The following is a 24,845-nucleotide window of genomic DNA, read 5'->3' as shown; positions in this document are numbered from 1 at the left end:
TACGCAAAGCTAAAGGTCTGCGAATCTTGTATTACGAACATCTGTGCGCGTCGAGTGCGCTAAACTCATCGGCAGTATGATTCGATGCAATAGGAGGCAAGGAGCTTCCATGTCTGATTCTTCTATCGTTATTCGCGGCGCTCGTGAGCACAACCTCCGTGATATCGATGTTTCCATTCCGCGTGACCAACTCGTGGTCATTACCGGTCTTTCTGGCTCGGGCAAGAGTTCGCTGGCATTCGACACTATCTATGCCGAGGGCCAGCGTCGATACGTCGAGAGCCTTTCGAGTTATGCGCGCCAGTTCTTGGGCCAGATGGACAAACCCGACTTGGATTCAATCGACGGCCTTTCGCCGGCGGTGTCGATCGACCAAAAGACGACGTCTAAAAACCCTCGCTCGACGGTTGGCACCGTAACCGAGATTTATGACTATCTGCGCCTGCTGTTCGCCCGTGTGGGCACCCCGCACTGTCCCGAATGCGGCCGTGTCATTGAGCGCCAGACGACCGACCAGGTTGCCGACAAGGTCTTGACGGCGGGGGAGGGCCGCCGCGCGTTTGTGCTGGCACCGGTGGTGCGCGGTCGAAAAGGCGAGTACACCAAACTGTTTGAGGATCTTCGCGCCGAGGGCTTTAGCCGCGTGCGTGTCGACGGTGAAGTGCGCTCGCTCGACGATCCGATCGATCTGGACAAGAAGTTCAAGCACGATATCGAGGTCGTGGTCGATCGCATCGTGATCCGTGAGAAGTCTCTGGGCCGTATCGCCGAGTCTGTTGAGCAGGCGACCGCGCTGGCGCACGGCAATGTGAACGTATACTTGCTGCCCGACCGCGACGCTCCCGAGGGGACCGAAGGCGAGTTGCTGGAGTATTCGCTGGCGTTAGCGTGCCCGGAGCATGGGCACTCCATCGATGACCTGCAGCCGCGTGATTTCTCGTTCAACGCGCCCTATGGCGCGTGCCCAGAGTGCGACGGCCTGGGCTTTAAGAAGACGGTCGATGCCGAGGCCCTAATCGAAGACCCCTCGAAGTCGATCGCCGACGGGGTCTTTGGCAGCCTGTTTGGCAACTCTAACTACTATCCGCAGATTTTCGCTGCGGTCTGCAAACACTTTAAGGTGAGCGTCGATACGCCGTGGGAGGATCTGCCTCCGCGGGTGCGTCGCGCGTTTTTAGACGGCATGGGCGACCAGAAGATTTCGGTCGACTATCAAAAGCTCGATGGGCGCCGCAGCCAGTGGGACACCAAGTTCTCGGGCGTGCGCAATATCCTGTACGAGCGCTATGCCGAGACGACGAATGAGAACACCAAGGCGCGCTTGGAGAAGTACATCCGCGAGGAGCCGTGCTCGAGTTGCCATGGTGCTCGTCTGCGCCCCGAGATGCTCGCCGTTACCGTAGGCGGTAAGTCCATTTACGAGGTCTGCTGCCTATCGTGCCGCGAGTCGCTCGAGTTTTTTGAGGACTTGGAGCTTACCGAGCGCCAACAATTTATCGGCGGGCGCATCGTTAAGGAAATCCTGGAGCGCCTACGCTTTCTGGTCGATGTCGGACTCGACTATCTGACCCTCGACCGTGCCTCGGCGACGCTTTCCGGAGGCGAGGCCCAGCGCATTCGCCTGGCAACGCAGATCGGCGCCGGCCTCATGGGTGTCCTGTACATTTTGGACGAGCCATCGATCGGCCTCCATCAGCGCGATAACGAGCGCCTGATCAAGACGCTTGAGCGCCTACGCGATATCGGCAATACCGTCATCGTCGTCGAGCATGATGAGGATACGATTCGTGCTGCCGACTATGTGATCGACATGGGCCCCGGCGCGGGCGTGAACGGCGGACACGTGGTCGCCGCGGGAACGCCTGCCGATATCATGGCGTGCCCCGATTCGATGACGGGTGCCTACCTGACCGGCAAGCGAATGATTCGGGTTCCCGATGAACGTCGCAAGCCCGGTCGCGGCTGCCTTAAGATCACGGGCGCCCGCGCCAACAACCTCAAAAACGTTACCGCCAAGATCGAGTTTGGTACGCTTACGGTTGTTACCGGCGTGTCGGGATCGGGTAAGAGCTCCCTGGTTACCGATACCATCGCACCTGCCCTTACGAATGCCATTCATCGTTCGACGCGTCCTGTGGGCCCGTATAAGAAAATCGAGGGCATCGAGTGCATCGATAAGGTTATCGATATCGACCAGTCGCCGATTGGCCGCACGCCGCGTTCCAACCCTGCTACGTACATTGGCCTGTGGGATGATCTGCGCGCGCTGTTTGCGAGTACGCCGGAGTCGAAGGCGCGCGGCTACTCGCCGGGTCGTTTCTCCTTTAATGTGAGTGGCGGGCGCTGTGAGGCGTGCAAGGGCGACGGACAGATCAAGATCGAGATGCACTTCCTTCCCGATATCTATGTCCCCTGTGAGGTCTGCGGCGGTAAACGCTACAACCGCGAGACGCTTGAGGTCACCTACCGTGGCAAGACCATCTCGGACGTGCTCGACATGAGCGTCACCGAGGCGCTGGCCTTCTTTGGGAATATCCCGCAGATTAAGCGCAAGCTCCAGACGCTGTACGATGTAGGCTTGGGCTACGTGAGCCTGGGCCAGCCCGCCACGACGCTCTCGGGCGGCGAGGCGCAGCGTGTGAAGCTCGCCAAGGAGCTTCATCGACGCCAGACGGGCAAGACGTTCTATATTTTGGACGAGCCGACGACCGGCCTTCATTTTGAGGACGTCCGCCAGCTGCTCGATGTGCTGCAGCGCTTGGTCGATGCGGGCAACACGGTGCTGGTGATTGAACACAACCTTGATGTCATCAAGGTTGCCGACCGCCTAATCGATATGGGCCCCGAGGGCGGTAACGGCGGCGGAACCGTCGTGGTTTCGGGCACACCGGAGCAGGTTGCGGACTGTCCGCAGAGTTATACGGGCAAGTTTTTGGCGCCGTTGCTCAGGCGTGACCGGGAGCGTCAGGCTCAACTTGATGCTCAATAAATAGGCGATTCAGTTTATGGGCGCCATCGACTCCTTGTGATTCGATGGCGCTTGCTGTGTCGAAGTGACGTATGCAGCCGAATTGGACATATACTTAATCCTCGCGTCCGAATGCGAGGGAAAGGATATGTCATGGCAAGGGCTGTAAAGACGCCAAAAACCAATGCGATGCGCGAGCTGGAAAGCGCCGACATTTCCTATGTTCTACATACGTACGAAGACGATGGTGATGAGTCGGCGGGCCTGGGGGTCGCGATTTCGGAGCAGCTTGGCGAGGAGCCCGGTCAAGGATTTAAGACCTTGGTCTGCGTGACGCCGTCCAACGACCACGTCGTGTGCTGCATCCCTGTTGCCGACGAGCTCGATCTAAAGTCCGCTGCGCGTGCCGCGGGGGAGAAGTCCTTGGCCATGATGCATGTGAAGGATTTGCTTGCGGCGACTGGCTACGTTCGCGGCGGCTGCAGTCCGGTCGGTATGAAAAAACGTTACCGGACGCTCATTGATGAGACATGTGTCCTTTGGGATACCATTTTTATTTCGGGAGGCAAGCGTGGTTATCAGCTCGAGCTTGCACCTGATGATTTAATTGCATTTTGCGGGGCGACGGTCGCCCCAATTACGAGAGAGGACTGAGCGATGCCGCAGGAAGAATTGAAGTGCGGAGCTCATTTTGCAAAAGAATCTGCGCCTCAGACACCCTCATCCGAAACTTCTTCGTCGCGAGACGACACTGACGACATGGGCTCGTCGGACTACTCCACGGTTGGTCGTTCCGCCGGGCTTATGACCATCCTGACCATCGTGTCTCGCGTCACCGGTTTTATCCGCACGTGGGCAATGGCGGCCGCTATCGGCATGTCGCTGCTCTCGTCTTCCTATCAGGTCGCCAACAACCTGCCCAATATGCTCTACGAACTCGTGATGGGCGGCATGCTCGTGACGGCGTTTTTGCCCGTGTACATGGGCGTGAGGCGTGAGCAGGGTCGCGAGGCCTCTAACGAGTACGTGGGCAACCTGCTCGGTATTCTGCTATTGGTGCTGGGTGGCATTTCGTTGCTGGGGACCGTGTTCGCCCCGGGCTTTATCTGGACGCAATCGTTCCTTTCGGGTGACGGCGGCAGCATGGATACCGCTGCGTTCATGTTCCGTTTCTTTGCCATCCAGATTCTGTTTTATGGCTTGGGCTCGGTGTTTTCGGGCGTCCTCAACGCACACCGCGACTACTTCTGGTCGACGTTTGCCCCGGTCCTCAACAATGTGATCGTCATTGCGAGCTTTATGGGCTTTGCGCCCGTGTCCGCACAGTTTGGCGAACGTGCCGGCATCATCTTGATTGCGGCCGGTACGACCCTCGGTGTCTTTGTTCAGATGGCATGTCAGATCCCCGCGCTTGGCAAGCACGGCGTGCATCCCCATATCCATATCGACTTTAAGGACCCCGCACTGCGCCAGACGATTGCGCTCGGTATCCCGACGCTGCTCGCCACGGTGTGCATGTTTGTCTCGACTTCTATCACCAACGCTGCTGCGCTGGTGGTCCAGCCCGAGACTGGTCCTTCCGTCATCGCCTATGCGCGCCTGTGGTACACGCTGCCCTACGCGCTGATTGCCGCCTCGCTTTCGACGGCGCTCTATACCGAGCTCTCTCACGACGCACAGGAGAAGGATTACGACAGCGTCCGCACGGGCATTTCGCGTGGCGTCGCCCAGATGCTGTTCTTCCTGATTCCATTCGCGCTGTACCTGATTGTCTTCGCGCGTCCGCTCAACATGATCTACTGCGCTGGCAAGTTCGATGAGTCCGGTGTGGCGCTGGTGTCGGAGTTCCTTATCTACCTGGCACTTTCCCTGCCGCTCTACGGCGTGGTCGTGCTGATGCAGAAGAGCTTCTCTGCCTTGCTCGACATGAAGCCCTATAGCCGCTATTGTCTGTATTCCGCCATCGGCCAGGCCGGCTCGGTTCTGCTGTTTGGCGTTGTGCTGGGCTTCGGTATGCCGGCAATCGCGCTTTCGTATGTCGTCGACTACGTGATCTTGGTCGGTTGCTCGCTGTGGTGGCTGCGTCGTCGTCTGCGTGGTCTTCAGGTTAAATCTATCCTGCATGGCGGTTTCTTTGGCCTTTTGCTCGGTGGCCTGGGTGCTGCCGCAGGCGCCGGCGTCATGTGGGCGCTTGAGCACTTTGTCGGGGCACTTGGCGGCTCGATTCTGATTACTCTTGGCTACGTTTGCGTTGCGGGTGTCGTCTCGCTTGCTGTTACCTTTGGCCTTGCCGTCGTCCTTAAGATGCCCGAGGTCTCGGCGCTGATTCGTCGCAAGTAGGTGCGCGTGGCCGGTCACGACAACATTCCAACGCTTGCCGAGCAGGTTTCGCGCGTTCCCACGCAGCCCGGCTGCTACCTTTGGAAAGACGCCAAGGGCGATGTCATCTACGTGGGCAAGGCGAAAAACCTGCGCGCCCGTATGCGTCAGTACGTGACGCTGCAGGACGAGCGCCAGAAGATCCCGCTGATGATGCAGCTGGTGGCGAGCTTTGACTATATCGTGGTGGAGACCGAGCACGAGGCGTTGGTGCTCGAGCGCAATTTGATTGGTCAGTACCATCCGTACTTTAACGTCGACCTCAAGGATGACAAGAGCTACCCCTTTATCGCCATTACAAAGGGCGACCTGTATCCCGCTATCAAATACACGCGTGAGCGTCATAAGCCGGGAACGCGCTATTTTGGACCTTATACCGATAGCCGCGCGGCACGTGAGACGATAGATACGCTGCGCAAGGTTATCCCCATCTGCTCCGCATCCTGTGCGGAGTGGCGTCGTTGTCGCCGTATCGTCGAGTCCCACAAGGGCGAGGAAGACATCGTCAATATGATTTGCGCGCAAAACGGGCGCCCCTGCTTTGACTACCATGTCGGGCGCGGCCCGGGTGCGTGTGTCGGCGCGATTTCCCCGGCAGACTATGCCAAGAACGTCAAGCGTGTCGAGCGCTTTTTGTCGGGCCATCGCAAGGATGTCGTCGATGAGCTGACCTCCGAGATGACGGATGCCGCTGAGGCGCTCGACTTTGAGCGCGCGGCACGCGTCAAACGTCGTTTGGAGGTCATCAGGGGTCTGGACGATCGTCAGCAAGTCGTTTTTCCCTCCAGTGTCGATATAGATGTCATCGGTTTCTATCGCGAGGAGACCATCTCCGCCGCTTGCGTCTTCGTCGTTCGCGAGGGCCGAACAGTTCGCACCTGCGAGTTCATTCTCGACAAGGGTCTTGATGTTGACGAGGAAGAGCTCCAGTCGGGCTTTCTTAAGCGCTATTACGACGAGACGGCTGATATTCCAGCTGAGGTCAACCTTTCCGTCGAGCTTGAGGATGCGGAGGCGCTGGGGGAGTGGCTTGCGGGCAAGCGTGAGCGTTCCTGCCATCTCCATAGGCCGCAGCGTGGCGAAAAGCACCGTCTGCTCGATATGGCATCCAAAAATGCGCGCCATGCTCTCATGCGCTACATGATGCGAACGGGGTACGCTGACGACCGCACCAATCAAGCGCTCCTGGAGCTCGAAAGTGCGTTGGCGCTGCCATCGCCGCCGTTGCGTATCGAGTGCTTCGATATCTCTACACTGCATGGCACCTTCACGGTCGCCTCGATGGTGGTGTTTACCAACGGGCGCGCCGACAAGAGTCAGTATCGTCGTTTTAAAATTCAGGCCGAATTGGACGAGGCAAACGACTTCGTGTCGATGTCCGAGGTTTTGGGACGACGTTATGCTCCCGAGCGTATGGCCGACGAGCGCTTTGGCTCGCGCCCCGATTTGCTCGTTGTCGATGGCGGTAAGCCGCAATTGACCGCTGCGATCAAGCAACTTGAGGCTCTTGGGCTCGATATACCAGTTTGTGGCTTGGCAAAGGCCGATGAGGAGGTTTTCGTGCCTTGGGACGAGACTCCAGTCGTGCTGCCGACCGGGTCCGCGTCGCTCTATCTAATTAAACAGGTGCGCGATGAATCGCACCGTTTTGCCATCACGTTCCATCGCGAATTGCGCGATAAAGCCATGACGGTTTCGGTACTCGATGACGTTCCAGGCGTGGGACCCACCAGAAAACGTGCCCTTATGCGCCATTTTGGCTCGATGAAGCGTTTGCGCGCGGCGAGCGAGCAAGAGATCGCGGAAGTTCGAGGCATTCCTGCCGATGTCGCCAAAGCGGTTCACGAGGCGCTCGTTGCATGGAATGCCGAGCGCGCCGAGGCGGCGGCAAAGCAATCCGAAAACTAAACACGCCTCTAAACAACTGATATACATGATTGCGTGATTTTCAATCATTTATTTCACGGCGATTACCAGCCGATTTCGGGTTTAACTAACGCTAAAACGTTTGACTAGCCATGGTGAACAACCCTGCTATCCTGCGGGTTGACGAAGACTGATATCTCACCTCGTCGATACATACTGTCTGGCGAATCGTTTGTCAATGAATTCGGTGAACGGTAGTAAATACCGTTCAAGCGTATGTATGTATCGGTCGCCGAGCGCGGCACCTCAGTTGGGTTCGTCGGTAGGTAAGGTATATATCGTCCGCAAGTTGCGCGGGGGCACGTCTAGGTGCTCCCGGGTAAGATTCTCTATTGATAGGAGAAGACATGGCCATCATCAACAAGGGTATGTCCAGGCGTTCGTTCCTCGGCCTCACCGGCAGCGTCGCTGCTGTCGCAGGGCTTGGTCTCACCGGCTGCGGTGGCAGCTCCAACGACGAGGGTTCCGCTTCCGGTTCCACCGATTCCGCCAACCGTGGCGGCGGCGTGATCACCGCTGGTTCCGCTTACGCTCCGTCCAGCTTCGATCCCGCCAGCACCGGCTCCGCTGTGGGCCTGGGTGCTAACTGGCACGTCGTCGAGGGCCTCTACGGCATCGATTACCACGACTACAGCACCTTCAACGAGCTCGCCACCGACGATCCCAAGTCTGTGGACGACACCACTTTCGAGGTCACCATCCGCAAGGGCGCCAAGTTTTCCGATGGCACCGAGGTCACCGCTGACGATGTCGTTGCCTCCTACACCGCTTGCGCCGCTTCCGCTACCTATGCTCCGTTCTTCCAGCCCTTCGAGTCCATCGAGGCCAAGGACGCCAGCACCGTGACGGTCAAGACCAAGGTCCCCAACTTCTCCCTGCTCAAGGATCGTCTGGCCATCGTCCGCGTTACCCCGGCCACCCAGACCGAGGAGGATCGCGCCAAGCAGCCGATCGGCTCCGGCCCCTGGATGTACGACTCTATCTCCGATACCGAGATCACCCTGGTTCCCAACCCCGAGTACAACGGTGAGTATGCTGCCGAGGATAAGAAGATCCAGTACAGCATCCTGACCGACCCCACCGCTCGCGTTACCGCTCAGCAGGAGGGCTCCACGCTCGTTATGGAGCTCGTTACCGCTGACGCCGTCGACCAGCTCGAGAGCGCCGGCTGCAAGATCGATAACGTTCAGGGTTTCGGCACCCGCTTCATCATGTTCAACGTCGCCAAGGAGCCTTGGAACAACGTCAAGGTCCGTCAGGCTGTCATGTATGCGCTCGACACCGAGAAGATGGTCAGCAACACCTTCGCCGGCCTTGCCACCGCTGCCAGCTGCTACCTGCCCAAGAGCTTCACCAACTATCATGAGGCTTCCACGGTGTACAAGACCGACGCCAAGAAGGCTAAGAAGCTCATCGAGGAGTCTGGCATCACCCCGGGTGCCATCACCCTGCGCACCACCGACAACGAGCAGATTAAGGGCATGGCCGCCCAGGTCAAGAACGACCTCGACGCCCTCGGCTTCGATGTGACCATCCAGACCGATACCTCGCCGGCCACCTACGCTGCCATCGACGGCGGCGAGGCCTACGATATCCTCCTTGCCCCTGGCGATCCTTCCTGCTTCGGTGCCGACCCCGACCTGCTGCTCAACTGGTGGTACGGCGACAACGTCTGGATGCAGACCCGTTGCCCGTGGAAGGAGTCCGCTGAGTGGCAGAAGCTCCACGGTCTCATGGACGAGGCTCTTGCCGCCGAGGGCGACGAGCAGCAGAAGAAGTGGAACGAGTGCTTCGACATCATTGCCGACAATGCCGTTCTGTACCCCGTTGTCCACGTCAAGACCGTCTCCGCTTCCTGGGACGATCCGTCCACTGCGCCCAACGGAGAGGCCCTCGATGGCTTCAAGGGCATCGGTACGACGAGCATGTCCTTCAGGGGCGTTGCGACCGTCAAGGCGTAAGACTCGCTTGAGTCTGTATGCAGGATGTCGGTCGTTGGGACCGTATCCTCATAGTTGAAACAAAGACCCGGGCGGCAACGATGTCGCTCGGGTCTTGTAATGAGTATCCGTACTCATATACCAGTTGGTCCTACCGACAAAAGAAAGGGGAGAGAACGTGAACAACTTGCTACGTTTGATTGGAAGGCGTCTTGTGGCGCTGCCGATTATGGCATTGGGCGTCACCGTCCTGGTGTTCTTCCTTATGTCGTTCTCCAAGACCGACCCCGCCTACACGGCGTTGGGTGACGGTGCCTCGCCCGAGGCGGTTGCCGAGTACCATGAGAAGTATGGTCTGGACGACCCCTGGCCCGTGCGCTACGTGCGCTATATGGGCGATTTGATCCATGGCGACATGGGCACCTATGGTGCTGCTCGCAACTCCGTTGCCAAGCGCATCTCCACGGCCCTGCCCGTCACGATGCAGCTGACCTTCATCGGCCTTGCCATCGGTGCGGTCGTTTCGTTTTTACTCGGCGTCATCGCGGCACTGTATCGCGACAAATGGCCGGACCAAGTGATCCGCGTCTTTTCCATCGCCGGCTTGGCAACCCCGTCGTTCTGGCTTGCCGTTCTGTTGATCCTGCTGTTCTCTTCCTACCTTAAGGTGCTCCCGGCATCGGGTGCTCTGCCTCACTTCACCACGAATCCGGCTGGTTATCTGGGCCGCATGATTATGCCCGCCATCGCCTTGGCATTTCCGCTGACGGGCCAGATGACTCGTATCGTGCGTACCGCCATGGTCGAGGAGCTCGACAAGGACTATGTCCGTATGGCTCGCGGTGCCGGCGTTCCCGAGAAGGTCGTCGTCGGTATCAATGTTCTTCGCAATGCGCTGATCACCCCGGTCACCACCCTCGGTCTTAAGATCGGTTACCTCATGGGCGGCGCCGTCGTCATCGAGGTTATCTTCAACCTCCCCGGCATGGGCACCGCGATTCTGCAGGGCGTTCAGGGCAACGAGGCGAACCTGGTTCAGGGCGTCGTTATCGTCGTTGCTCTTGCCTTCATCATCATCAACATCGTGGTTGACATGCTCTACCTGCTCATCAACCCGCGCATCAGGACGGTGTAGATTATGGTAAAGATTCGAGAGAAGCAAACCGAGCAGCTCGAGAAGGCTGCCTCCAAGGGGCTCAAGCTCGGTGGCTGGAAGAAGATGACGCTGTCTTCTAAGATTGCCGCCGTCGTGCTGGTGCTGGTCGCCCTGACTGCGATTCTGGCGCCCCTTCTTGCCCCCTATAGCCCGGTCGAGATCTTTACGGCTCGCCAGGCTCCCGGTAACGGATTTATCTTCGGTACCGACGATAAGGGTCGCGATATTCTGTCGCGTATGCTCTACGGTGGTCGTTACTCGCTGATTATCGGCTTTGGCGCCACTGCCATGGCTCTGGTCTGCGGCTCGGTCGTGGGCGCCCTTGCAGCGGTTTCGCGCAAGGCCATCTCCGAGACGATCATGCGTATCTTGGACATCATCATGTCCATCCCGGGCATCGCCCTCGCGGCCGTCTTCGTCTCCATCCTGGGCAACTCCGTGCCGTCGATCATCTTCGCCATCGGCTTTATGTACACTCCGCAGATTGCCCGTATCGTGCGCGCCAACATCGTGTCCGAGTACGGCGAGGACTATGTCCGCGCGGTCATCGTTTCCGGCGCCAAGGCTCCGTGGATTTTAATCAAGCATGTTCTGCGTAACTGCATCGCCCCGATCATGGTCTTCACCGTTACCCTAGTCGCCGACGCCATCATCTTCGAGGCTTCGCTGACCTTCATCGGCGCTGGTATCCAGGAGCCCACCGCTACCTGGGGCAACATCCTCGCCGACGCCCGCGGCGGCGTGCTCGCCGGCCGTTGGTGGCAGGCGTTGTTCCCGGGCCTGGCCATCATGATCACCTGCCTGGCGCTCAACATCCTCTCCGAGGGCATTACCGACGCAATGGCCGCTGCTCCCTCCGCCGCCCTGGATCCGACCGATTCCTCCAAGCGTCGCGAGGCCGACCTGCTGGTCTCCGACCCCGTTCGCGCCTACAAGGAGCAGGCCCAGTCCCTCTCCGCTCGCCTTGGCGCCCTGCGCGATGTCGAGCTCAAGCGTGACGATCGCCATGTGCCCGACGAGTCTGTCGAACCGATTCTCTCGGTCCGTGACTTCTGCATTCAGTTTGAGCATCACGGTGATATCAACGTCGTCGACCATGTCAACTTTGACGTCCGTCCTGGTCAGACCATGGGCCTGGTGGGCGAGTCCGGTTGCGGTAAGTCCATCACCACGCTGGCCATCATGGGCCTGACCGACGACGATGAGCACCTTTCCGGCGAGGTTCTCTGGGAGGGCCGTGACCTGCTCAAGATGAGCAAGAAGGAGTGGTTCGGCCTGCGCGGTACCGATATCGCCATGGTCTATCAGGACGCCCTGTCCTCGCTCAACCCCTCGATGCTCATCTCCGCTCAGATGAAGCAGCTCACCAAGCGCGGCGGCACCCGCAGCGCCGAGGAGCTCCTGGAGCTCGTCGGCCTCGATCCCAAGCGTACGCTCGAGAGCTATCCGCACGAGCTTTCCGGCGGCCAGCGTCAGCGCGTCCTGATCGCTATGGCCCTTACCCGCGACCCCAAGCTGGTTATCTGCGACGAGCCCACGACCGCTCTGGACGTTACCGTCCAGAAGCAGGTCATTAAGCTGCTCAACGATCTTCAGGCCAAGCTCGGCTTTGCCATGATCTTCGTCTCGCATGACCTGGCTCTGGTCGCCGAGGTCGCCCATAACATCACGGTGATGTACGCCGGTCAGGTTATCGAGCAGGCGCCCACCAAGGAGCTGCTCACCAACCCGATCCACGAGTACACCCGCGGTCTTCTGGGTTCCGTCCTGTCCATCGAGAGCGGTTCGGGCCGCCTGCACCAGGTGCCCGGCGCCGTTCCGAGCCCGCGCGATTTCCCCAAGGGCGATCGCTTCGCGCCCCGCTCGAGCCATCCGCGTATTGGCCTGGACACCCGTCCGGTCTTCAAGCGCGTGCCCGGCACCGAGCACTTCTATTCCGAGCTCCCCGACGAGGTGCTCAAGGCAAATGGTTTGACCCCTCACGCGGAGGTGATGTAGATGAGCGAGACCGCAGTCAACGGCGTCGAGCCGATCATCTTCCTTGATGACGTCCACGTCACCTTTAGGACCCGTACCGGCTCGATTCTGCACCCTAACCTGGTTCACGCCGTCCAGGGTGTAACGATTAGGCTCATGCCCGGTCAGACGATCGGCATCGTCGGCGAGTCCGGTTGCGGTAAGTCCACCACCGCCAACGTCATGTGCGGCCTGCAGGCCCCCACGAGCGGCAAGGTCTACTTTAAGGGCAAGGACGTTACCAAACGTACCGCCGAGGACCGTCGCCACATGGGTCGCGTCATCTCGGTCGTGTTCCAGAACCCGGCCACGGCACTCAACCCCCGCATGGTCGTTCGCGAGCAACTGCTCGATCCCATGCGCGTCCACAACCTGGGTACTGAGGCCGAGCAGGAGAAGCGCGTCAAGGAGCTCTTGGAGCTCACCGGTCTGCCCAGCTCCGCCGCCGAGGTTCTTCCCGGCCAGCTTTCGGGCGGCCAGCGCCAGCGCGTCGCAATTGCCCGTGCCCTGTCGCTGAACCCCGATGCCATCATTGCCGACGAGCCCACCTCGGCTCTGGACGTTTCGGTCCGCGCGCAGATTCTGAACCTGCTGACCGACCTTAAGAAGGAGCTCGGCCTGGCCATGGTGTTCATCAGCCATGACATCCAGACGGTCCGCTATATCTCTGACGACATCATCGTTATGAATGGCGGCAAGATCGTCGAGCAGGGCGAGGCCAAGCAGGTCTTCCAGCACCCTCAGGACCCCTACACCAAGATGCTGCTCGGTGCTGCGCCGTCGCTGCTGCATCCCAAGCTCGGCGAGTAGCCTCGCTTTCCCTCCCGTGCGCCCGGTTCCCTTGCCGGGCGCACCTCCGTTGCGATTTCGAAAGGTTGGGTTCACGAGCCATGCCAAGTGCTCAGGAGCTACAACAGCAATTTGGTGGGTATCGGGGCGCCATGCCCCGTCCATCAGATTTCGATCTCTTTTGGAAGGACCGCATGGCCGAGGCCGACGCCGTCGGGCTTGACTATGCGATCGAGACGGCATCGGTCACCGATGCCGTGACCTGCCAGCTTTTCGACCTCTGGTATACCGGCATGTGTGGCGCTCGCCTGCATGCCAAGTACCTTAAACCCGTCTCGGACGAGCCCGTGCCATTGGTACTTCAGTTCCATGGGTATCCGGGTGCAAGCCGCAGCTGGTTTGAGCAGGCGTCGTTTGCGGGCATGGGCATGGCACTCATCGCCCTCGACTGCCCCGGCCAAGGAGGTCCCTCCGAGGACATTGGTGGATTTGAGGGCACAACGGTCGCGGGCCATATCGTCGCCGGTATCGACGGCGATCCGGCCAACCTCTACTATGTCCGCTTGCACCAAGATATTCGCATCCTGTGCCGCATCGTTCGCGAGCTCGAGGGCATCGATCTTACCCGTGTGTTTGTGAACGGCGCGTCGCAGGGCGGCGGTTTGGGCATTGCGACCTGTGCACTTAACAGCGAGCTTATCAATCGCGCCGCCATCCTCTATCCCTTCCTGTCGGATTTCCGCCTGGTCTGGGATTTGGATGCCGATGACATTGCCTACGAGGGCCTGCGCTATTGGTCTCGCTGGTTTGACGAGGACTCGACTCGTATCGACGAAGCCTATGCCAAGCTGGCGTACTTCGATTCCAAGAACTTTGCCCCTATGGTCAAATGCCCCGTGCTGTTTGGCACCGGCACAGCCGATTCCGTCTGTCCGCCAGCGACGCAGTTTGCGGTCTATAACAACCTGACCTGTGAAAAGCGTCATGAGTTCTTTGAAGGCTTTGGCCACGAGGAGATTCAGGATTTTGACGATCTGATCATTCCGTTTTTCTGCAAGGGAGGGGAGGCTCATGTCTAAGTGCGAGAGCAATGTCAATGAGCTGATTGTCTCCGACCTTGTGGGGATTCCCGGAACGGTCTCGTCAAGGCTCGCTGATTTCCGGGATTGGCGCGGTGATGCTTCTGCGGATGTTTCCGAATTAGAGATAGCCGCTTCGGACCTTGAGGTTTGCGGGCCGAGTATTACGGCGATCGATTTCGCCAATCCGTATGCCCGCTACTCCGAGGTTTCCTTTGAGCTTGGTGGCGATGTGGTCCACGCACGTTTGATCGAGCCTGCCGGTCGCGCCCGAGCATCCGAGCTTGTGCCGCTATGTCTGATGTTTCACGACATCGACCGACCCGTGCGGGGATGGCATCACATGACGAGGTTTGCGGCCATGGGATATGCCGTGCTTGCGCTGGACGATGAGGCGATTGGATCCAGCGAGCTGCAGCAGGGGATTGCCTCTCCTGCTTTTGTCAAGCGCGTCCGTTGGGGTTGCGCGATGGCGAAGGTGGCGCGCAATCTTGATGGCGTGGACCCCGACCGCATCTTTGCATGGGGCGAGGGCCTTGGCGGCGGAGTCGCGCTGGCGGTTTCTGCTCTGGACGAGCGGGGCCTCGCCTGCACGGCGGTTGCCAATCCAATTCCCGGTGGCCTCGAGGCGTTGTCGTCTCGGGTGCGTGGATCGGTGCTCATGGGCACATCGCTCATGGATGCCGTGAGTGATCCCAAGGGCCAGTTTGCCGTATTCAACGGTCTTGAGTGTGACCGGAGGCATATCATCTATGCCAAATACGCTCATGAGCGCATCAACGCGTTCGAAAACGAAGTCATCGACTTTTTTAACCAAACGTTCTACCCGTGTTCTTTGGCCTAGACGGCCTGGACACTGCCAACAAGAGTGGGTGGCATAGGGCCGCCCGCCAGACAACTAAGGAGATTCTTGTGGCAACTCAGAAATTCACCGGCGTTATCCCTCCCGTCGTTGTTCCCGATACCGAAGACCACCAGCTCGACGTTGCCTCCTTTGAGCGCAGCATCAACCGCATGATCGATGCCGGCGTCGATGGCCTGTTCTTCCTGGGCTCTTCGGGCGAGGTCGTTTTCTCCACCGATGAGCGTCGTCGCCAGATCATCGCCGAGGCCGTTCGTATCGTCGACCACCGCGTGCCCGTCCTGGTCGGCATCATCGATACCGAGACCGAGCGCATGATCGAGCACGGTAAGGTCGCTCAGGAGCTGGGCGCCGATGCGCTTGTCGCCACCTGCCCGTTCTATGCCCTGCAGGGCATGACCGAGGTCGAGGAGCACTTCCGCATCCTGCACGAGGAGCTCGACCTGCCCATCTTTGCCTATGACATTCCCGTCTGCGTTCACACCAAGCTCCCCTGGAAGCTCCTTGCCAAGCTCGGCGCCGAGGGCGTCCTTGCTGGCGTCAAGGATTCCTCGGGTGATGACATCTCGTTCCGCTATCTCGTTCAGGAGAACGAGAAGAACGGCCATCCGATGAGCATCCTCACCGGTCACGAGGTTGTTGTCGACGGCGCTTACCTCGGTGGCGCCGACGGTTCTGTCCCGGGCCTTGCCAACGTTGAGCCCGAGGGCTACGTGCGCCAGTGGAAGGCCGCTCAGGCCGGCGACTGGGCTACCGTCAAGGCCGAGCAGGATCGCCTCAATGAGATTTCGCACATCTGGGACGTCACCTCGGGCGTCCAGGGCTATGCCGGTGGCGTCGGCGCCTTCAAGACCGCTATGAACCTCATGGGCATCTTCGACAGCCCGACCATGCCGCGCCCGGTGAAGGCCATGACCGGCGAGAACGTCGAGGCGATTAGGAAGGTCCTTCAGGACAACGGTCTCCTGTAAAGCTTCCCAGGCACCCGACCTCGCCGTTCAACCGTGTGGCCATGAGCCATTAGGTCAATGGCCACACGGTTTCTCGGCGATCTCGGACACCTGGAAAACCTTTACTGCGCTGTGACGGCTAGCCTGACGGCGCATTTCCTGTAGTTGTTTTTATCTCCGAAGGAGAACGACATGGAGAACAAGTACGTCTGCTCTGTCGATATCGGCGGAACTAAAATTGCGACTGCCATCATGGAGTACCCGGCTGACGGTAGTGTGCCCCATCCCGTTTTTGAGGCCGAGGTTCCTACCGAGGCCCAGGAGGGCGGCGAGGCCGTCTTCCAGCGTATCGAGGCGTCTATCAAGGCCGCTCTTGAGGCGAATCCCGATGTCGAGGTTCTCGGTGTCGGTATCGGTGCCGCAGGCGTCGTCGATCCCAAGACGGGCACCATTGCTTATGCCAATGAGATCATGCCCGGCTGGTCCGGCGTTCAGTTGGGGCCGCGTCTGCGCGAGGACCTTGGTCTTCCCGTTGCCGTTGTGGGCGACGTGCAGGCTCATGCTCTGGGCGAGGCCCACTGGGGCGTCGGCAAGGGCAAGTTCTCCGTCTTGTGCCTGGGAATCGGTACGGGCATCGGTGGCGCATATGTCGAGAACGGCCGCGTGATGCAGGGCTTCCATGGTGCTGCCGGTCATATGGGCCACATCGAGTGCTCGGCTGCCGCCGGCATTCCCTGCGCCTGCGGGCGTTCCGGCCATCTTGAGTCTGTTGCTTCGGGCACCTCGATTGGCCGTATGTACGACGAACGCTTCGGTCGAGTTGACCCCAGCCGTCCTTCGGTCGGTCGCGACGTGAACGACCTGTGTCGTGCTGGCGACGCAAAGGCGACCGAGGTCATCCATGACGCCGGCTTTGCGCTGGGCGCCAGCTTGGGCTCGCTTGCCAATATTCTGGATCCAGAGGTCATCGTGCTTTCGGGCGGCGTAATTCATCAGGGTCCCGATTGGCGTTCGCAGACGTGGAAGGATTCGGTGCACGAGGGCTATGCCAGCCAGGCGCTCGATCCGCTTCAGGACACGCCGATTCTCATCGGGTCTCTGGAGGGCGATGCTCCGCTCATCGGTGCCGCCGAGCATCTTCTCGCTTCGTTAAAGTAAACGTATCTGCTGTAGGAGCCTCCCGAGACAACACGCCTCGGGAGGCTGTTCTGAGAAAGGTTGCAGCCTTATGACCGTCGATCCTTTGATTCAATCCCTGAAGGGTAAGCTCGTCGTGAGCGTTCAGGCGTATATGGGCGAGCCGCTTCGTACGCCCGAGACCATGGCTCAAATGTCTCGCGCTTGCGAACTCGGCGGCGCCGCCGCCATTCGCTGCCAGGGCCTTGCCGACATTGCCGCCATTAAGGGTCGCTGTGAGGTTCCTGTTATTGGCCTATGGAAGGATGGACACGAGGGCGTTTACATCACGCCGACGCTGCGTCACGCCCGCGCCTGCGTTGCTGCTGGTGCCGATATCGTGGCGATCGACGCCACCGATCGTCCGCGCCCCGATGGCAAGACGGTCGAGGATACCTTCCGTCCGCTGCACGAGGAGGGTGTGCTCCTGATGGCGGATTGTGCCACCATCGAGGACATTCGCCGTGCGGTTGATATGGGCTTCGACCTGGTATCTACCACGCTCTCTCACGGTGTCGCCGCCATCGACTGCACCATGGCCGATGGCCCCGACCTGCCGCTCCTGCGTCAGGCGACCGAGGAATTCCCCGGCCTTCCCATCATTTGCGAGGGTCGCGTGCATACGCCCGAGGAGGCTCGCGCCGCGATCGATGCTGGCGCCTGGGCCGTTGTCGTCGGCACCGCCATCACGCACCCCACGAGTATTACAAGTTGGTTCAAGGCTGCGCTTGAGGCGTAAGACAGGCCTCGTATCCGCTCGGGGCGGTATACTCAATAAAGGCAATTGACCGCGCGGGATCCGGGTTGCTGGGTCCCGCGCTTGTTTTCGGGAGGCAGCACATGCAAAAGGGAGATGCCATGGATGCGGCGGAGCGCTCGGAGCGCATCCCCGATATCGTCATCATCACCGGAATGTCCGGATCGGGCCGCACACAGGCCATGCACGTGTTCGAGGACATGGGCTATTTTTGCATTGATAACCTACCTCCGCGTCTCATCGCCCAGCTTGCCGAGCTCGTCGGCATCAATACGGGCGTGGGCAGGCATCTCGCCGTCACCTGCGATTTGCGTAGCCAGGGACTGTTTGACGAGTTGCTCGATGCGGTCGCCGCGCTCGAAGAGCGCGAGATGAGCTGCGACATCGTGTTCCTGGAGGCTTCTGACGAGGTGCTGATTCGTCGCTACAGCGAAAATCGCCGCCGTCATCCCATTGCCAAGCCGGGGGAGACTACGGCCGATGCCATTCAGCGCGAGCGCCTTCAGCTGCAGGGCGTGCGCGATCGAGCCGATATGATTATCGACACGAGCCGCCTGCGCACCTCTGCCCTGCGCAACAAATTGCGCATGGCGTTCTCCGAGTTGTCCGACCAGCAGCTCATGGACGTTCACGTGTTCTCGTTTGGCTTTAAGCACGGTATGCCCGTCGAGGCGGACATTATGATCGACGTTCGCTTCCTGCCCAATCCGTTTTACGATCCCGAGATGCGTACCATGACCGGTCTCGATAAGAAAGTCTCCGACTTTGTTCTGGACCATCCCAAGACGCAGGAGTTCTGGAAGGCCTGGACGCAGCTGCTCGATACGGTCATGCCCGGTTATATCGCAGAGGGCAAGCCGCAGCTTTCTATTGCCATCGGTTGCACGGGCGGTCAGCACCGCAGCGTTGCCATTGCCGAGGCCACGGCACGTTATTTGGAAGGCGCCCAGTATCACGTGAGCATTTCCCATCGCGACTTGTCGCGCGCCAACACGAAAGCATAGGCCTGCATGTCGTTTACCGCCGAGGTGCGTGACGAGCTTGCGCGCTGCGAACCCGAATGTGAATACTGCGATTTGTCGACGCTTGCCGCCCTGACGCGTGTGAGCGGTACGCTTTCGTTGGCCGGCTCCGGGCGGTATCGTTTGACGGTCGCGACCGAGACGGGAGCCGTCGCGCGCACGATGATCACGCTGACGCATCGCATTCTTAAGCTCAAAACGGAATTCACCGTTCGTAAATCGGTCTTGCATAAGGTCCGTAACTATCTCATTACCCTGCCCGATCAACCCGACCTGGACAAGGCTCTGGTGCTGCTGGGCATTCTAGACCGCAGGGGAGGGCTCGTTGCTGGTGTTCCCCGACACATCGTTGCCCGTCCCTGCTGCAGGCTTGCCTACATCCGCGGCGCGCTCATCGCGGGCGGCTTCGTGGCCGATCCACGCGGCGATTTTCATTTGGAGATCGCGGTGCAGGGCGAGCAATATGCTAAGGGGCTTTGCGACCTGTTGGGGCAGATTGGGGTCCATGCTCGTGTTAATGCACGGCGGGGGTCATATGCCGTGTACATTAAGAGCGCCGAGGAAATCGAGCATCTATTAAAGCTGATTGGTGCCAAGCGCAGCGTTGCCGAGATTGAGGAGGCGCGCGCGGTCAAGTTGGTTAAGAACGATGTGAACCGTCGCGTGAACGCCGAGCTCGCCAACCAGACCAGAAGCGCCGGTGCTGCCCAACATCAGCTTGCGCTTATCGATGAGCTCGAGCAGCGCGGCCTTCGCGATGCGCTTCCGGATGCCTTGGCGGTCTTTTGCGACCTGCGCGAGCGCTATCCCGATCTGTCGCTGCGTGATTTAGGGGAGATGGCTGACCCTCCCTTGTCGAAGTCGGCCCTCTACCATCGAGTTTTGAGGCTTGAAAAGCTCATTGAAGCAAACCGGTAGTTTAAAGTATCGACTTATATACGGATTTAGCTGCTATTTTATTCTTTAAAACGTTTTAACGTAAATTTGATTTTCAATTTCGACTATTCTCGTGAAATTCAAGTCAAAAAAAAGGTATATTAGGCGAGTGGTTAGTTTGTGGGCCTCAACGGCGGGCGCTGTAGCTTGCGGGGGCCTTACGAAAGGAGACACAATGGCAGTAAAGGTTGCTATTAACGGCTTCGGTCGCATCGGTCGTCTGGCTTTCCGTCAGATGTTCGGTCATGAGGGCTCCGAGATCGTCGCTATCAACGACCTCACCTCTCCCGATATGCTCGCTTACCTGCTGAAGTACGACTCCACGCAGGGCAACTACGCTCGCGATCACGAGGTCGTTGCTGGCGAGGATTCCATCACCGTTGACGGCAAGGAGATCAAGATCTACAAGGAGGCCGACGCCAACAACCTGCCTTGGGGCGACCTCGACGTCGACGTCGTTCTCGAGTGCACCGGCTTCTACACCAGCAAGGCTAAGGCTCAGGCCCACATCAACGCTGGCGCCAAGAAGGTCGTCATCTCCGCTCCGGCCGGCAGCGATCTGCCCACCATCGTGTACAACGTCAACCACGAGACGCTGACCGCTGAGGACAACATCATCTCCGCTGCTTCCTGCACCACCAACTGCCTCGCCCCGATGGCCAAGGGTCTGAACGACTTCGCTCCCATCGTGTCCGGCATCATGACCACCATTCACGCCTGGACCGGCGACCAGATGCCGCTCGACGGCCCGCAGCGCAAGGGCAACAAGCGTCGTAGCCGCGCCTGCGCCGTTAACATCGTCCCCAACACCACCGGTGCCGCCAAGGCTATCGGCCTGGTTCTCCCCGAGCTCAACGGCAAGCTCATCGGTGCCGCCCAGCGCGTCCCGACGCCGACCGGCTCCATCACCAACCTCTACGCTGTCGTTGACAAGAAGGTCACCGTCGAAGAGGTCAACGCTGCTATGAAGGCCTACGCTGCCACCATCTCCGAGACCTTCGGTTACAACGAGGACGACATCGTCTCCACCGACATCATCGGCGAGACCCACGGCTCCATCTTCGACGCCACTCAGACCATGTGCTCTGACCTCGGCAACGGCCAGACCCTCGTTCAGGTCACCTCTTGGTACGACAACGAGAACTCTTACACCTCTCAGATGGTCCGCACCATCAAGTACTTCGAGAAGTTCGTTGCTTAATTTAGCTTTTAGCGAATAGCTCGTTGAGCGTCTAAAGAAGGGCGCGGCCTTATAGGGCTTACACCCTAGGGTCGCGCCCTTTTTATAGGAAATCGTCTGCCGTAATGGGAGGCAGACACGTACGAAAGGTAGAAGCAAACATGGCCTTTACCAAGAAGACCGTCCGCGACATCGATGTCGACGGCAAGCGCGTTCTCGTCCGCGTTGACTTCAACGTGCCTATCAAGGATGGCGTCGTTGGCGACACCACCCGTATCAAGGCTGCCCTGCCCACCATCAACTATCTCGTTGAGCACAACGCTCGCGTCATCCTCATGAGCCACCTCGGCCGTCCCGATGGCACCGGCTTCCAGCCCGAGCTGTCCCTCGAGCCCGTCGCTAAGAAGCTCGCCGAGCTCTCTGGTCTCGACGTTGCCTTTGTCGCCGACACCTACGGCGAGAAGGCTGCCGAGGCTGTCGCTGCCGTCGAGCCGGGCAAGGTTCTCGTTCTCGAGAACGTCCGCTTCGACAAGCGTGAGAAGAAGAACGATCCCGAGATCGCCAAGAAGCTCGCTTCCTATGGTGACGTCTTCGTCCTCGATGCCTTCGGCACCGCTCACCGCGCCCAGGGTTCCGTCGTGGGCCCCGCCGCTTACCTGCCCGCAGTCGCTGGCTTCCTGCTCGAGAAGGAGGTCGACACGCTGACCGGCATCTTCGCCGAGCCCGAGCGCCCCTTCGTCGCCATCGTCGGCGGTTCCAAGGTTTCCTCCAAGATCGGCGTTCTCGATCATCTCATCGACTCCGCTGACACCCTGATCATCGGTGGCGGCATGGCCTACACCTTCTTCCTGGCTCAGGGCCTGTCCGTTGGTCAGTCCCTCAAGGAAGAGGACTGGGTCGAGCGCGCCGGCGAGATGCTCAAGAAGGCCGAGGAGAAGGGCGTCAAGATCCTGCTCCCCATCGACAACCGCGTTGCCGATCACTTTGGCGAGGACGCTGTCCCCGAGGTTGTCGCTTCCGACGCTATCCCCGACGATCGTGAGGGCATGGACATCGGCCCCAAGACCGAGGAGCTTTACGCCGAGGCTGTCAAGGGCGCTAAGACCGTGTTCTGGAATGGCCCCATGGGCGTCTTCGAGTTCGACAACTTCGCTCACGGCACCCAGGCTATCGCCGAGGCTGTCGCCGAGGCCGACTGCACCTCGATCATCGGCGGTGGCGACTCCGTCGCAGCTGTCAACAAGTTCAACCTGGCCGACAAGATGAGCTGGATCTCCACCGGTGGTGGCGCTTCCATGGAGCTCGTCGAGGGTAAGGCCCTGCCCGGAGTGGAGGCGCTTCTCGATGCCTAATCGCACCCTTCTTATCGCTGGTAACTGGAAGATGAACAACGACGTCGCCGAGGCCGCCAAGCTCGCCGACGAGCTGGCTCAGGCTCTGCCCGAGGTTCCGGCTGGCGTCGAGGTGCTCGTCTGCCCTCCGACCATCGACATCACCACGGTTCATGACCGCATTCAGGCTGCCCCCATCGCCCTCGGTGCACAGAACGTGTACTGGGAGGCCAAGGGTGCCTTCACCGGTGAGTCCTCTTGCGACATGCTCAAGTCCGCTGGCTGCACCTACTGCATCATCGGTCACTCCGAGCGTCGTGATTACTTCCACGAGACCGACGAGGATCAGAACAAGAAGGCCAAGGCTCTCGTTGCCGCCGGTCTTGTTCCCGTCTTCTGCTGCGGCGAGTCCCTCGAGGTCCGCGAGGCTGGCACCTATGTCGAGCACGTCGTGAACCAGGTCAAGGCTGGCCTTGCTGGTCTTGAGATCACCTGCCCCAAGCAGGTCGTCGTCGCCTACGAGCCCATCTGGGCCATCGGCACCGGCAAGACCGCTACCGCCGAGGACGCTCAGGAGGTCTGCGGCGCTATCCGTGAGACCCTCAAGGAGATGTTCGGCGAGGAGCTCGCTAACGGCATCCGCGTTCTCTATGGTGGTTCTGCCAAGCCCGGCAACATCGCCGAGCTCGTCGCCAAGCCCGACGTTGACGGCGCCCTCGTGGGCGGCGCTTCCCTCAAGGCTGCCGACTTCGCCTCTATGGTCGTCAAGGCAGGCGAGTAGGACATATGGCACAGCGTCATCTTCCTGCACTCCTGATCATCATGGATGGCTGCGGCCTTGCTCCGGCCGATGGCGAGAACGCCGTCGCCGCTGCCAAGACGCCCTTCCTTGATAGCCTGTACGAGAAGTATCCTCACACCACGCTCGGTGCTTCGGGCGAGGACGTGGGCCTTCCCGACGGTCAGATGGGCAACTCCGAGGTGGGTCACCTCAACATCGGTGCCGGCCGCATCGTGTTCCAGGAGCTTTCGCGCATCAACAACGCCATCAAGGACGGCTCCATCGCCAAGAACGAGGTCTTCGTCAAGGCTATGGACGATGTCAAGGCTGACGGCAAGACTCTCCACCTCATGGGCCTTATGAGCCCTGGCGGTGTTCATTCTCATATGAACCACGTCGAGGCTCTGGTCAAGATGGCTGCCGAGCACGGCGTCAAGACCGTTCGCGTCCACGCCTTCATGGATGGCCGCGACGTTGACCCGCAGTCCGGCGCCGGCTACATGAGCGAGTTCTGCGCCTTCCTGGCTAAGATTTCCGAGGAGACCGGTTGCGACGCTCGCGTCGCCACCGTTTCGGGCCGCTATTGGGCCATGGACCGCGACAACCGTTGGGAGCGCATCCAGCGTGCCTACGACGTCATGGTCAATGCATCCGATGCCGATACCGACCCCGTTGCCGGTATCAAGGCCTACTACGAGAAGGATCCGCGCGGCGACGAGTTCGTCGAGCCCTTCGCTGCCCACAACGAGGGTATCCACGAGGGCGACGCGGCCATCTTCTTCAACTTCCGTCCCGACCGCGCCCGTCAGATGACCCGCGTGTTCACGGACAAGGAGTTCGACGGCTTTGAGCGCGAGCAGATCAAGCTCTCCCACTTTGTGACGATGACCGAGTACGATCCGACGTTTGACGTTGAGGTCGCCTTCCCCAAGACGTTCCCCGAGAACGTCCTGGCCGACGTTATCGCCGCCAACGGCCTGAAGCAGCTGCACACCGCCGAGACCGAGAAGTACGCCCACGTGACGTTCTTCCTCAACGGCGGCATCGAGGAGCCCAAGGAGGGCGAGGAGCGCGTGCTCGTCGCTTCCCCCAAGGTCGCTACCTACGATCTGCAGCCCGAGATGAGCGCTCCCGAGGTGACCGAGAAGCTCGTCGCCGCCATCAACGAGGGTCGCGCTGATTTCTACATTGTGAACTTCGCGAACTGCGACATGGTTGGTCACACCGGTGTCTTCGACGCCGCCGTTAAGGCCGTCGAGGCTGTTGACGATGCCCTGTCCAAGGTTGTCCCGGCGATTCTCGCTAAGGGCGGCTTTGCGCTGATTACCGCCGATCACGGCAACGCCGATCACATGTTTGACGTTGCTTCCGACGGTTCCAAGCATCCGTTTACGGCTCACACCACCAACCGTGTGCCGTTTATCATCGTTGATGAGAAGGCACAGCTCACCGGTATCGAGGACGGTCGTCTCTCCGATATCGCCCCGACTATGCTCACCATGGCTGGTCTGGAGCCTTCCGCCGAGATGACGGGCCGCGTGCTCGCAACCGAGGCCTAATAGAAAACAACTATCGTTTTCTAGTAAGGGGGTTGTCC

General features: G+C 59.8%; 19 protein-coding genes. All 19 read left to right on the top strand.

Going from position 1 to position 24,845, the window contains the following annotated elements; genetic code table 11:
* Window positions 1-109 precede the first annotated feature (109 nt).
* The 19 genes from uvrA to gpmI all read left to right on the top strand — a co-directional run bounded on the left by uvrA (window position 110) and on the right by gpmI (window position 24,807).
* Window positions 110-2,989, top strand: coding sequence for an excinuclease ABC subunit UvrA (uvrA, locus tag DW171_RS00660; protein WP_118270161.1), 2,880 nt, complete (start codon window positions 110-112; stop codon window positions 2,987-2,989).
* A gap of 132 nt (window positions 2,990-3,121) precedes the next feature.
* Window positions 3,122-3,622, top strand: a complete 501-nt coding sequence (ybaK, locus tag DW171_RS00655; protein WP_118256781.1) for a Cys-tRNA(Pro) deacylase — start codon at window positions 3,122-3,124, stop codon at window positions 3,620-3,622.
* 105 nt (window positions 3,623-3,727) lie between these two features.
* Window positions 3,728-5,308: a murein biosynthesis integral membrane protein MurJ gene (gene murJ / locus DW171_RS00650; RefSeq protein ID WP_117564878.1), complete on the top strand. Its 1,581-nt coding sequence runs from the start codon at window positions 3,728-3,730 to the stop codon at window positions 5,306-5,308.
* A 6-nt stretch (window positions 5,309-5,314) separates the two neighbouring features.
* A complete protein-coding gene (gene uvrC / locus DW171_RS00645; protein WP_324249369.1) occupies window positions 5,315-7,255 on the top strand; it encodes an excinuclease ABC subunit UvrC in 1,941 nt (646 codons plus the stop codon).
* A 365-nt stretch (window positions 7,256-7,620) separates the two neighbouring features.
* Window positions 7,621-9,234 (top strand): ABC transporter substrate-binding protein, encoded by a 1,614-nt coding sequence (locus DW171_RS00640; RefSeq protein WP_117638004.1) that lies wholly within the window; start codon window positions 7,621-7,623, stop codon window positions 9,232-9,234.
* Between the two features lie 157 nt (window positions 9,235-9,391).
* Window positions 9,392-10,348, top strand: a complete 957-nt coding sequence (locus DW171_RS00635; protein WP_055251823.1) for an ABC transporter permease — start codon at window positions 9,392-9,394, stop codon at window positions 10,346-10,348.
* Between the two features lie 3 nt (window positions 10,349-10,351).
* The gene (locus tag DW171_RS00630; RefSeq protein WP_118270160.1) at window positions 10,352-12,367 is read left to right on the top strand and encodes a dipeptide/oligopeptide/nickel ABC transporter permease/ATP-binding protein; all 2,016 of its coding nucleotides are present in this window, start codon (window positions 10,352-10,354) and stop codon (window positions 12,365-12,367) included.
* Window positions 12,368-13,195, top strand: a complete 828-nt coding sequence (locus DW171_RS00625) for an ABC transporter ATP-binding protein (protein ID WP_089573612.1) — start codon at window positions 12,368-12,370, stop codon at window positions 13,193-13,195.
* An 80-nt stretch (window positions 13,196-13,275) separates the two neighbouring features.
* Window positions 13,276-14,253 (top strand): acetylxylan esterase, encoded by a 978-nt coding sequence (locus DW171_RS00620; protein WP_118270159.1) that lies wholly within the window; start codon window positions 13,276-13,278, stop codon window positions 14,251-14,253.
* Window positions 14,246-15,097, top strand: coding sequence for an acetylxylan esterase (locus tag DW171_RS00615; RefSeq protein ID WP_117786311.1), 852 nt, complete (start codon window positions 14,246-14,248; stop codon window positions 15,095-15,097). Before DW171_RS00620 ends, DW171_RS00615 begins: the two co-directional genes overlap by 8 nt.
* A 68-nt stretch (window positions 15,098-15,165) precedes the next feature.
* Window positions 15,166-16,086 (top strand): dihydrodipicolinate synthase family protein, encoded by a 921-nt coding sequence (locus tag DW171_RS00610; RefSeq protein ID WP_089573615.1) that lies wholly within the window; start codon window positions 15,166-15,168, stop codon window positions 16,084-16,086.
* Between the two features lie 171 nt (window positions 16,087-16,257).
* Entirely contained in the window at window positions 16,258-17,223 is a 966-nt protein-coding gene (locus DW171_RS00605) for an ROK family protein (RefSeq protein ID WP_117757878.1), read from the top strand.
* Between the two features lie 70 nt (window positions 17,224-17,293).
* Window positions 17,294-17,980, top strand: a complete 687-nt coding sequence (locus DW171_RS00600; RefSeq protein ID WP_022094877.1) for an N-acetylmannosamine-6-phosphate 2-epimerase — start codon at window positions 17,294-17,296, stop codon at window positions 17,978-17,980.
* Window positions 17,981-18,081: 101 nt separating this feature from the next.
* Complete coding sequence (rapZ, locus tag DW171_RS00595; protein ID WP_022094878.1) at window positions 18,082-19,002, top strand: RNase adapter RapZ; 921 nt, start codon at window positions 18,082-18,084, stop codon at window positions 19,000-19,002.
* A gap of 6 nt (window positions 19,003-19,008) precedes the next feature.
* Window positions 19,009-19,938, top strand: coding sequence for a DNA-binding protein WhiA (gene whiA / locus DW171_RS00590; protein WP_099431435.1), 930 nt, complete (start codon window positions 19,009-19,011; stop codon window positions 19,936-19,938).
* 193 nt (window positions 19,939-20,131) lie between these two features.
* The gene (gene gap / locus DW171_RS00585) at window positions 20,132-21,157 is read left to right on the top strand and encodes a type I glyceraldehyde-3-phosphate dehydrogenase (protein WP_118270158.1); all 1,026 of its coding nucleotides are present in this window, start codon (window positions 20,132-20,134) and stop codon (window positions 21,155-21,157) included.
* 140 nt (window positions 21,158-21,297) lie between these two features.
* Window positions 21,298-22,488 (top strand): phosphoglycerate kinase, encoded by a 1,191-nt coding sequence (gene pgk / locus DW171_RS00580; RefSeq protein ID WP_022094881.1) that lies wholly within the window; start codon window positions 21,298-21,300, stop codon window positions 22,486-22,488.
* Window positions 22,481-23,248 carry a triose-phosphate isomerase gene (tpiA, locus tag DW171_RS00575; RefSeq protein ID WP_022094882.1) on the top strand — a complete coding sequence of 256 codons (768 nt, stop codon included), beginning with the start codon at window positions 22,481-22,483 and terminating at the stop codon, window positions 23,246-23,248. Before pgk ends, tpiA begins: the two co-directional genes overlap by 8 nt.
* Window positions 23,249-23,253: 5 nt before the next feature.
* On the top strand, window positions 23,254-24,807 hold the full coding sequence (gene gpmI / locus DW171_RS00570; RefSeq protein WP_118270157.1) for a 2,3-bisphosphoglycerate-independent phosphoglycerate mutase: 1,554 nt from the start codon (window positions 23,254-23,256) through the stop codon (window positions 24,805-24,807).
* Window positions 24,808-24,845: the final 38 nt, after the last annotated feature.

Source organism: Collinsella sp. AM15-2 (assembly GCF_003471985.1).
In the GTDB taxonomy this organism is placed as follows: Bacteria; Actinomycetota; Coriobacteriia; order Coriobacteriales; family Coriobacteriaceae; genus Collinsella.
Note: the sequence above shows the minus strand (reverse complement) of the source record. Positions and strands in the feature narration are given on the sequence as shown.

What these genes read in the sequence shown, in the direction of transcription:
- uvrA (WP_118270161.1), top strand. Translation starts at nt 110, where the DNA reads ATGTCTGATTCTTCTATCGTTATTCGCGGCGCTCGTGAGCACAACCTC.
- ybaK (WP_118256781.1), top strand. Translation starts at nt 3,122, where the DNA reads ATGGCAAGGGCTGTAAAGACGCCAAAAACCAATGCGATGCGCGAGCTG.
- murJ (WP_117564878.1), top strand. Translation starts at nt 3,728, where the DNA reads ATGGGCTCGTCGGACTACTCCACGGTTGGTCGTTCCGCCGGGCTTATG.
- DW171_RS00640 (WP_117638004.1), top strand. Translation starts at nt 7,621, where the DNA reads ATGGCCATCATCAACAAGGGTATGTCCAGGCGTTCGTTCCTCGGCCTC.
- DW171_RS00630 (WP_118270160.1), top strand. Translation starts at nt 10,352, where the DNA reads ATGGTAAAGATTCGAGAGAAGCAAACCGAGCAGCTCGAGAAGGCTGCC.
- DW171_RS00625 (WP_089573612.1), top strand. Translation starts at nt 12,368, where the DNA reads ATGAGCGAGACCGCAGTCAACGGCGTCGAGCCGATCATCTTCCTTGAT.
- DW171_RS00620 (WP_118270159.1), top strand. Translation starts at nt 13,276, where the DNA reads ATGCCAAGTGCTCAGGAGCTACAACAGCAATTTGGTGGGTATCGGGGC.
- DW171_RS00615 (WP_117786311.1), top strand. Translation starts at nt 14,246, where the DNA reads ATGTCTAAGTGCGAGAGCAATGTCAATGAGCTGATTGTCTCCGACCTT.
- DW171_RS00605 (WP_117757878.1), top strand. Translation starts at nt 16,258, where the DNA reads ATGGAGAACAAGTACGTCTGCTCTGTCGATATCGGCGGAACTAAAATT.
- DW171_RS00600 (WP_022094877.1), top strand. Translation starts at nt 17,294, where the DNA reads ATGACCGTCGATCCTTTGATTCAATCCCTGAAGGGTAAGCTCGTCGTG.
- rapZ (WP_022094878.1), top strand. Translation starts at nt 18,082, where the DNA reads ATGCAAAAGGGAGATGCCATGGATGCGGCGGAGCGCTCGGAGCGCATC.
- whiA (WP_099431435.1), top strand. Translation starts at nt 19,009, where the DNA reads ATGTCGTTTACCGCCGAGGTGCGTGACGAGCTTGCGCGCTGCGAACCC.
- gap (WP_118270158.1), top strand. Translation starts at nt 20,132, where the DNA reads ATGGCAGTAAAGGTTGCTATTAACGGCTTCGGTCGCATCGGTCGTCTG.
- pgk (WP_022094881.1), top strand. Translation starts at nt 21,298, where the DNA reads ATGGCCTTTACCAAGAAGACCGTCCGCGACATCGATGTCGACGGCAAG.
- tpiA (WP_022094882.1), top strand. Translation starts at nt 22,481, where the DNA reads ATGCCTAATCGCACCCTTCTTATCGCTGGTAACTGGAAGATGAACAAC.
- gpmI (WP_118270157.1), top strand. Translation starts at nt 23,254, where the DNA reads ATGGCACAGCGTCATCTTCCTGCACTCCTGATCATCATGGATGGCTGC.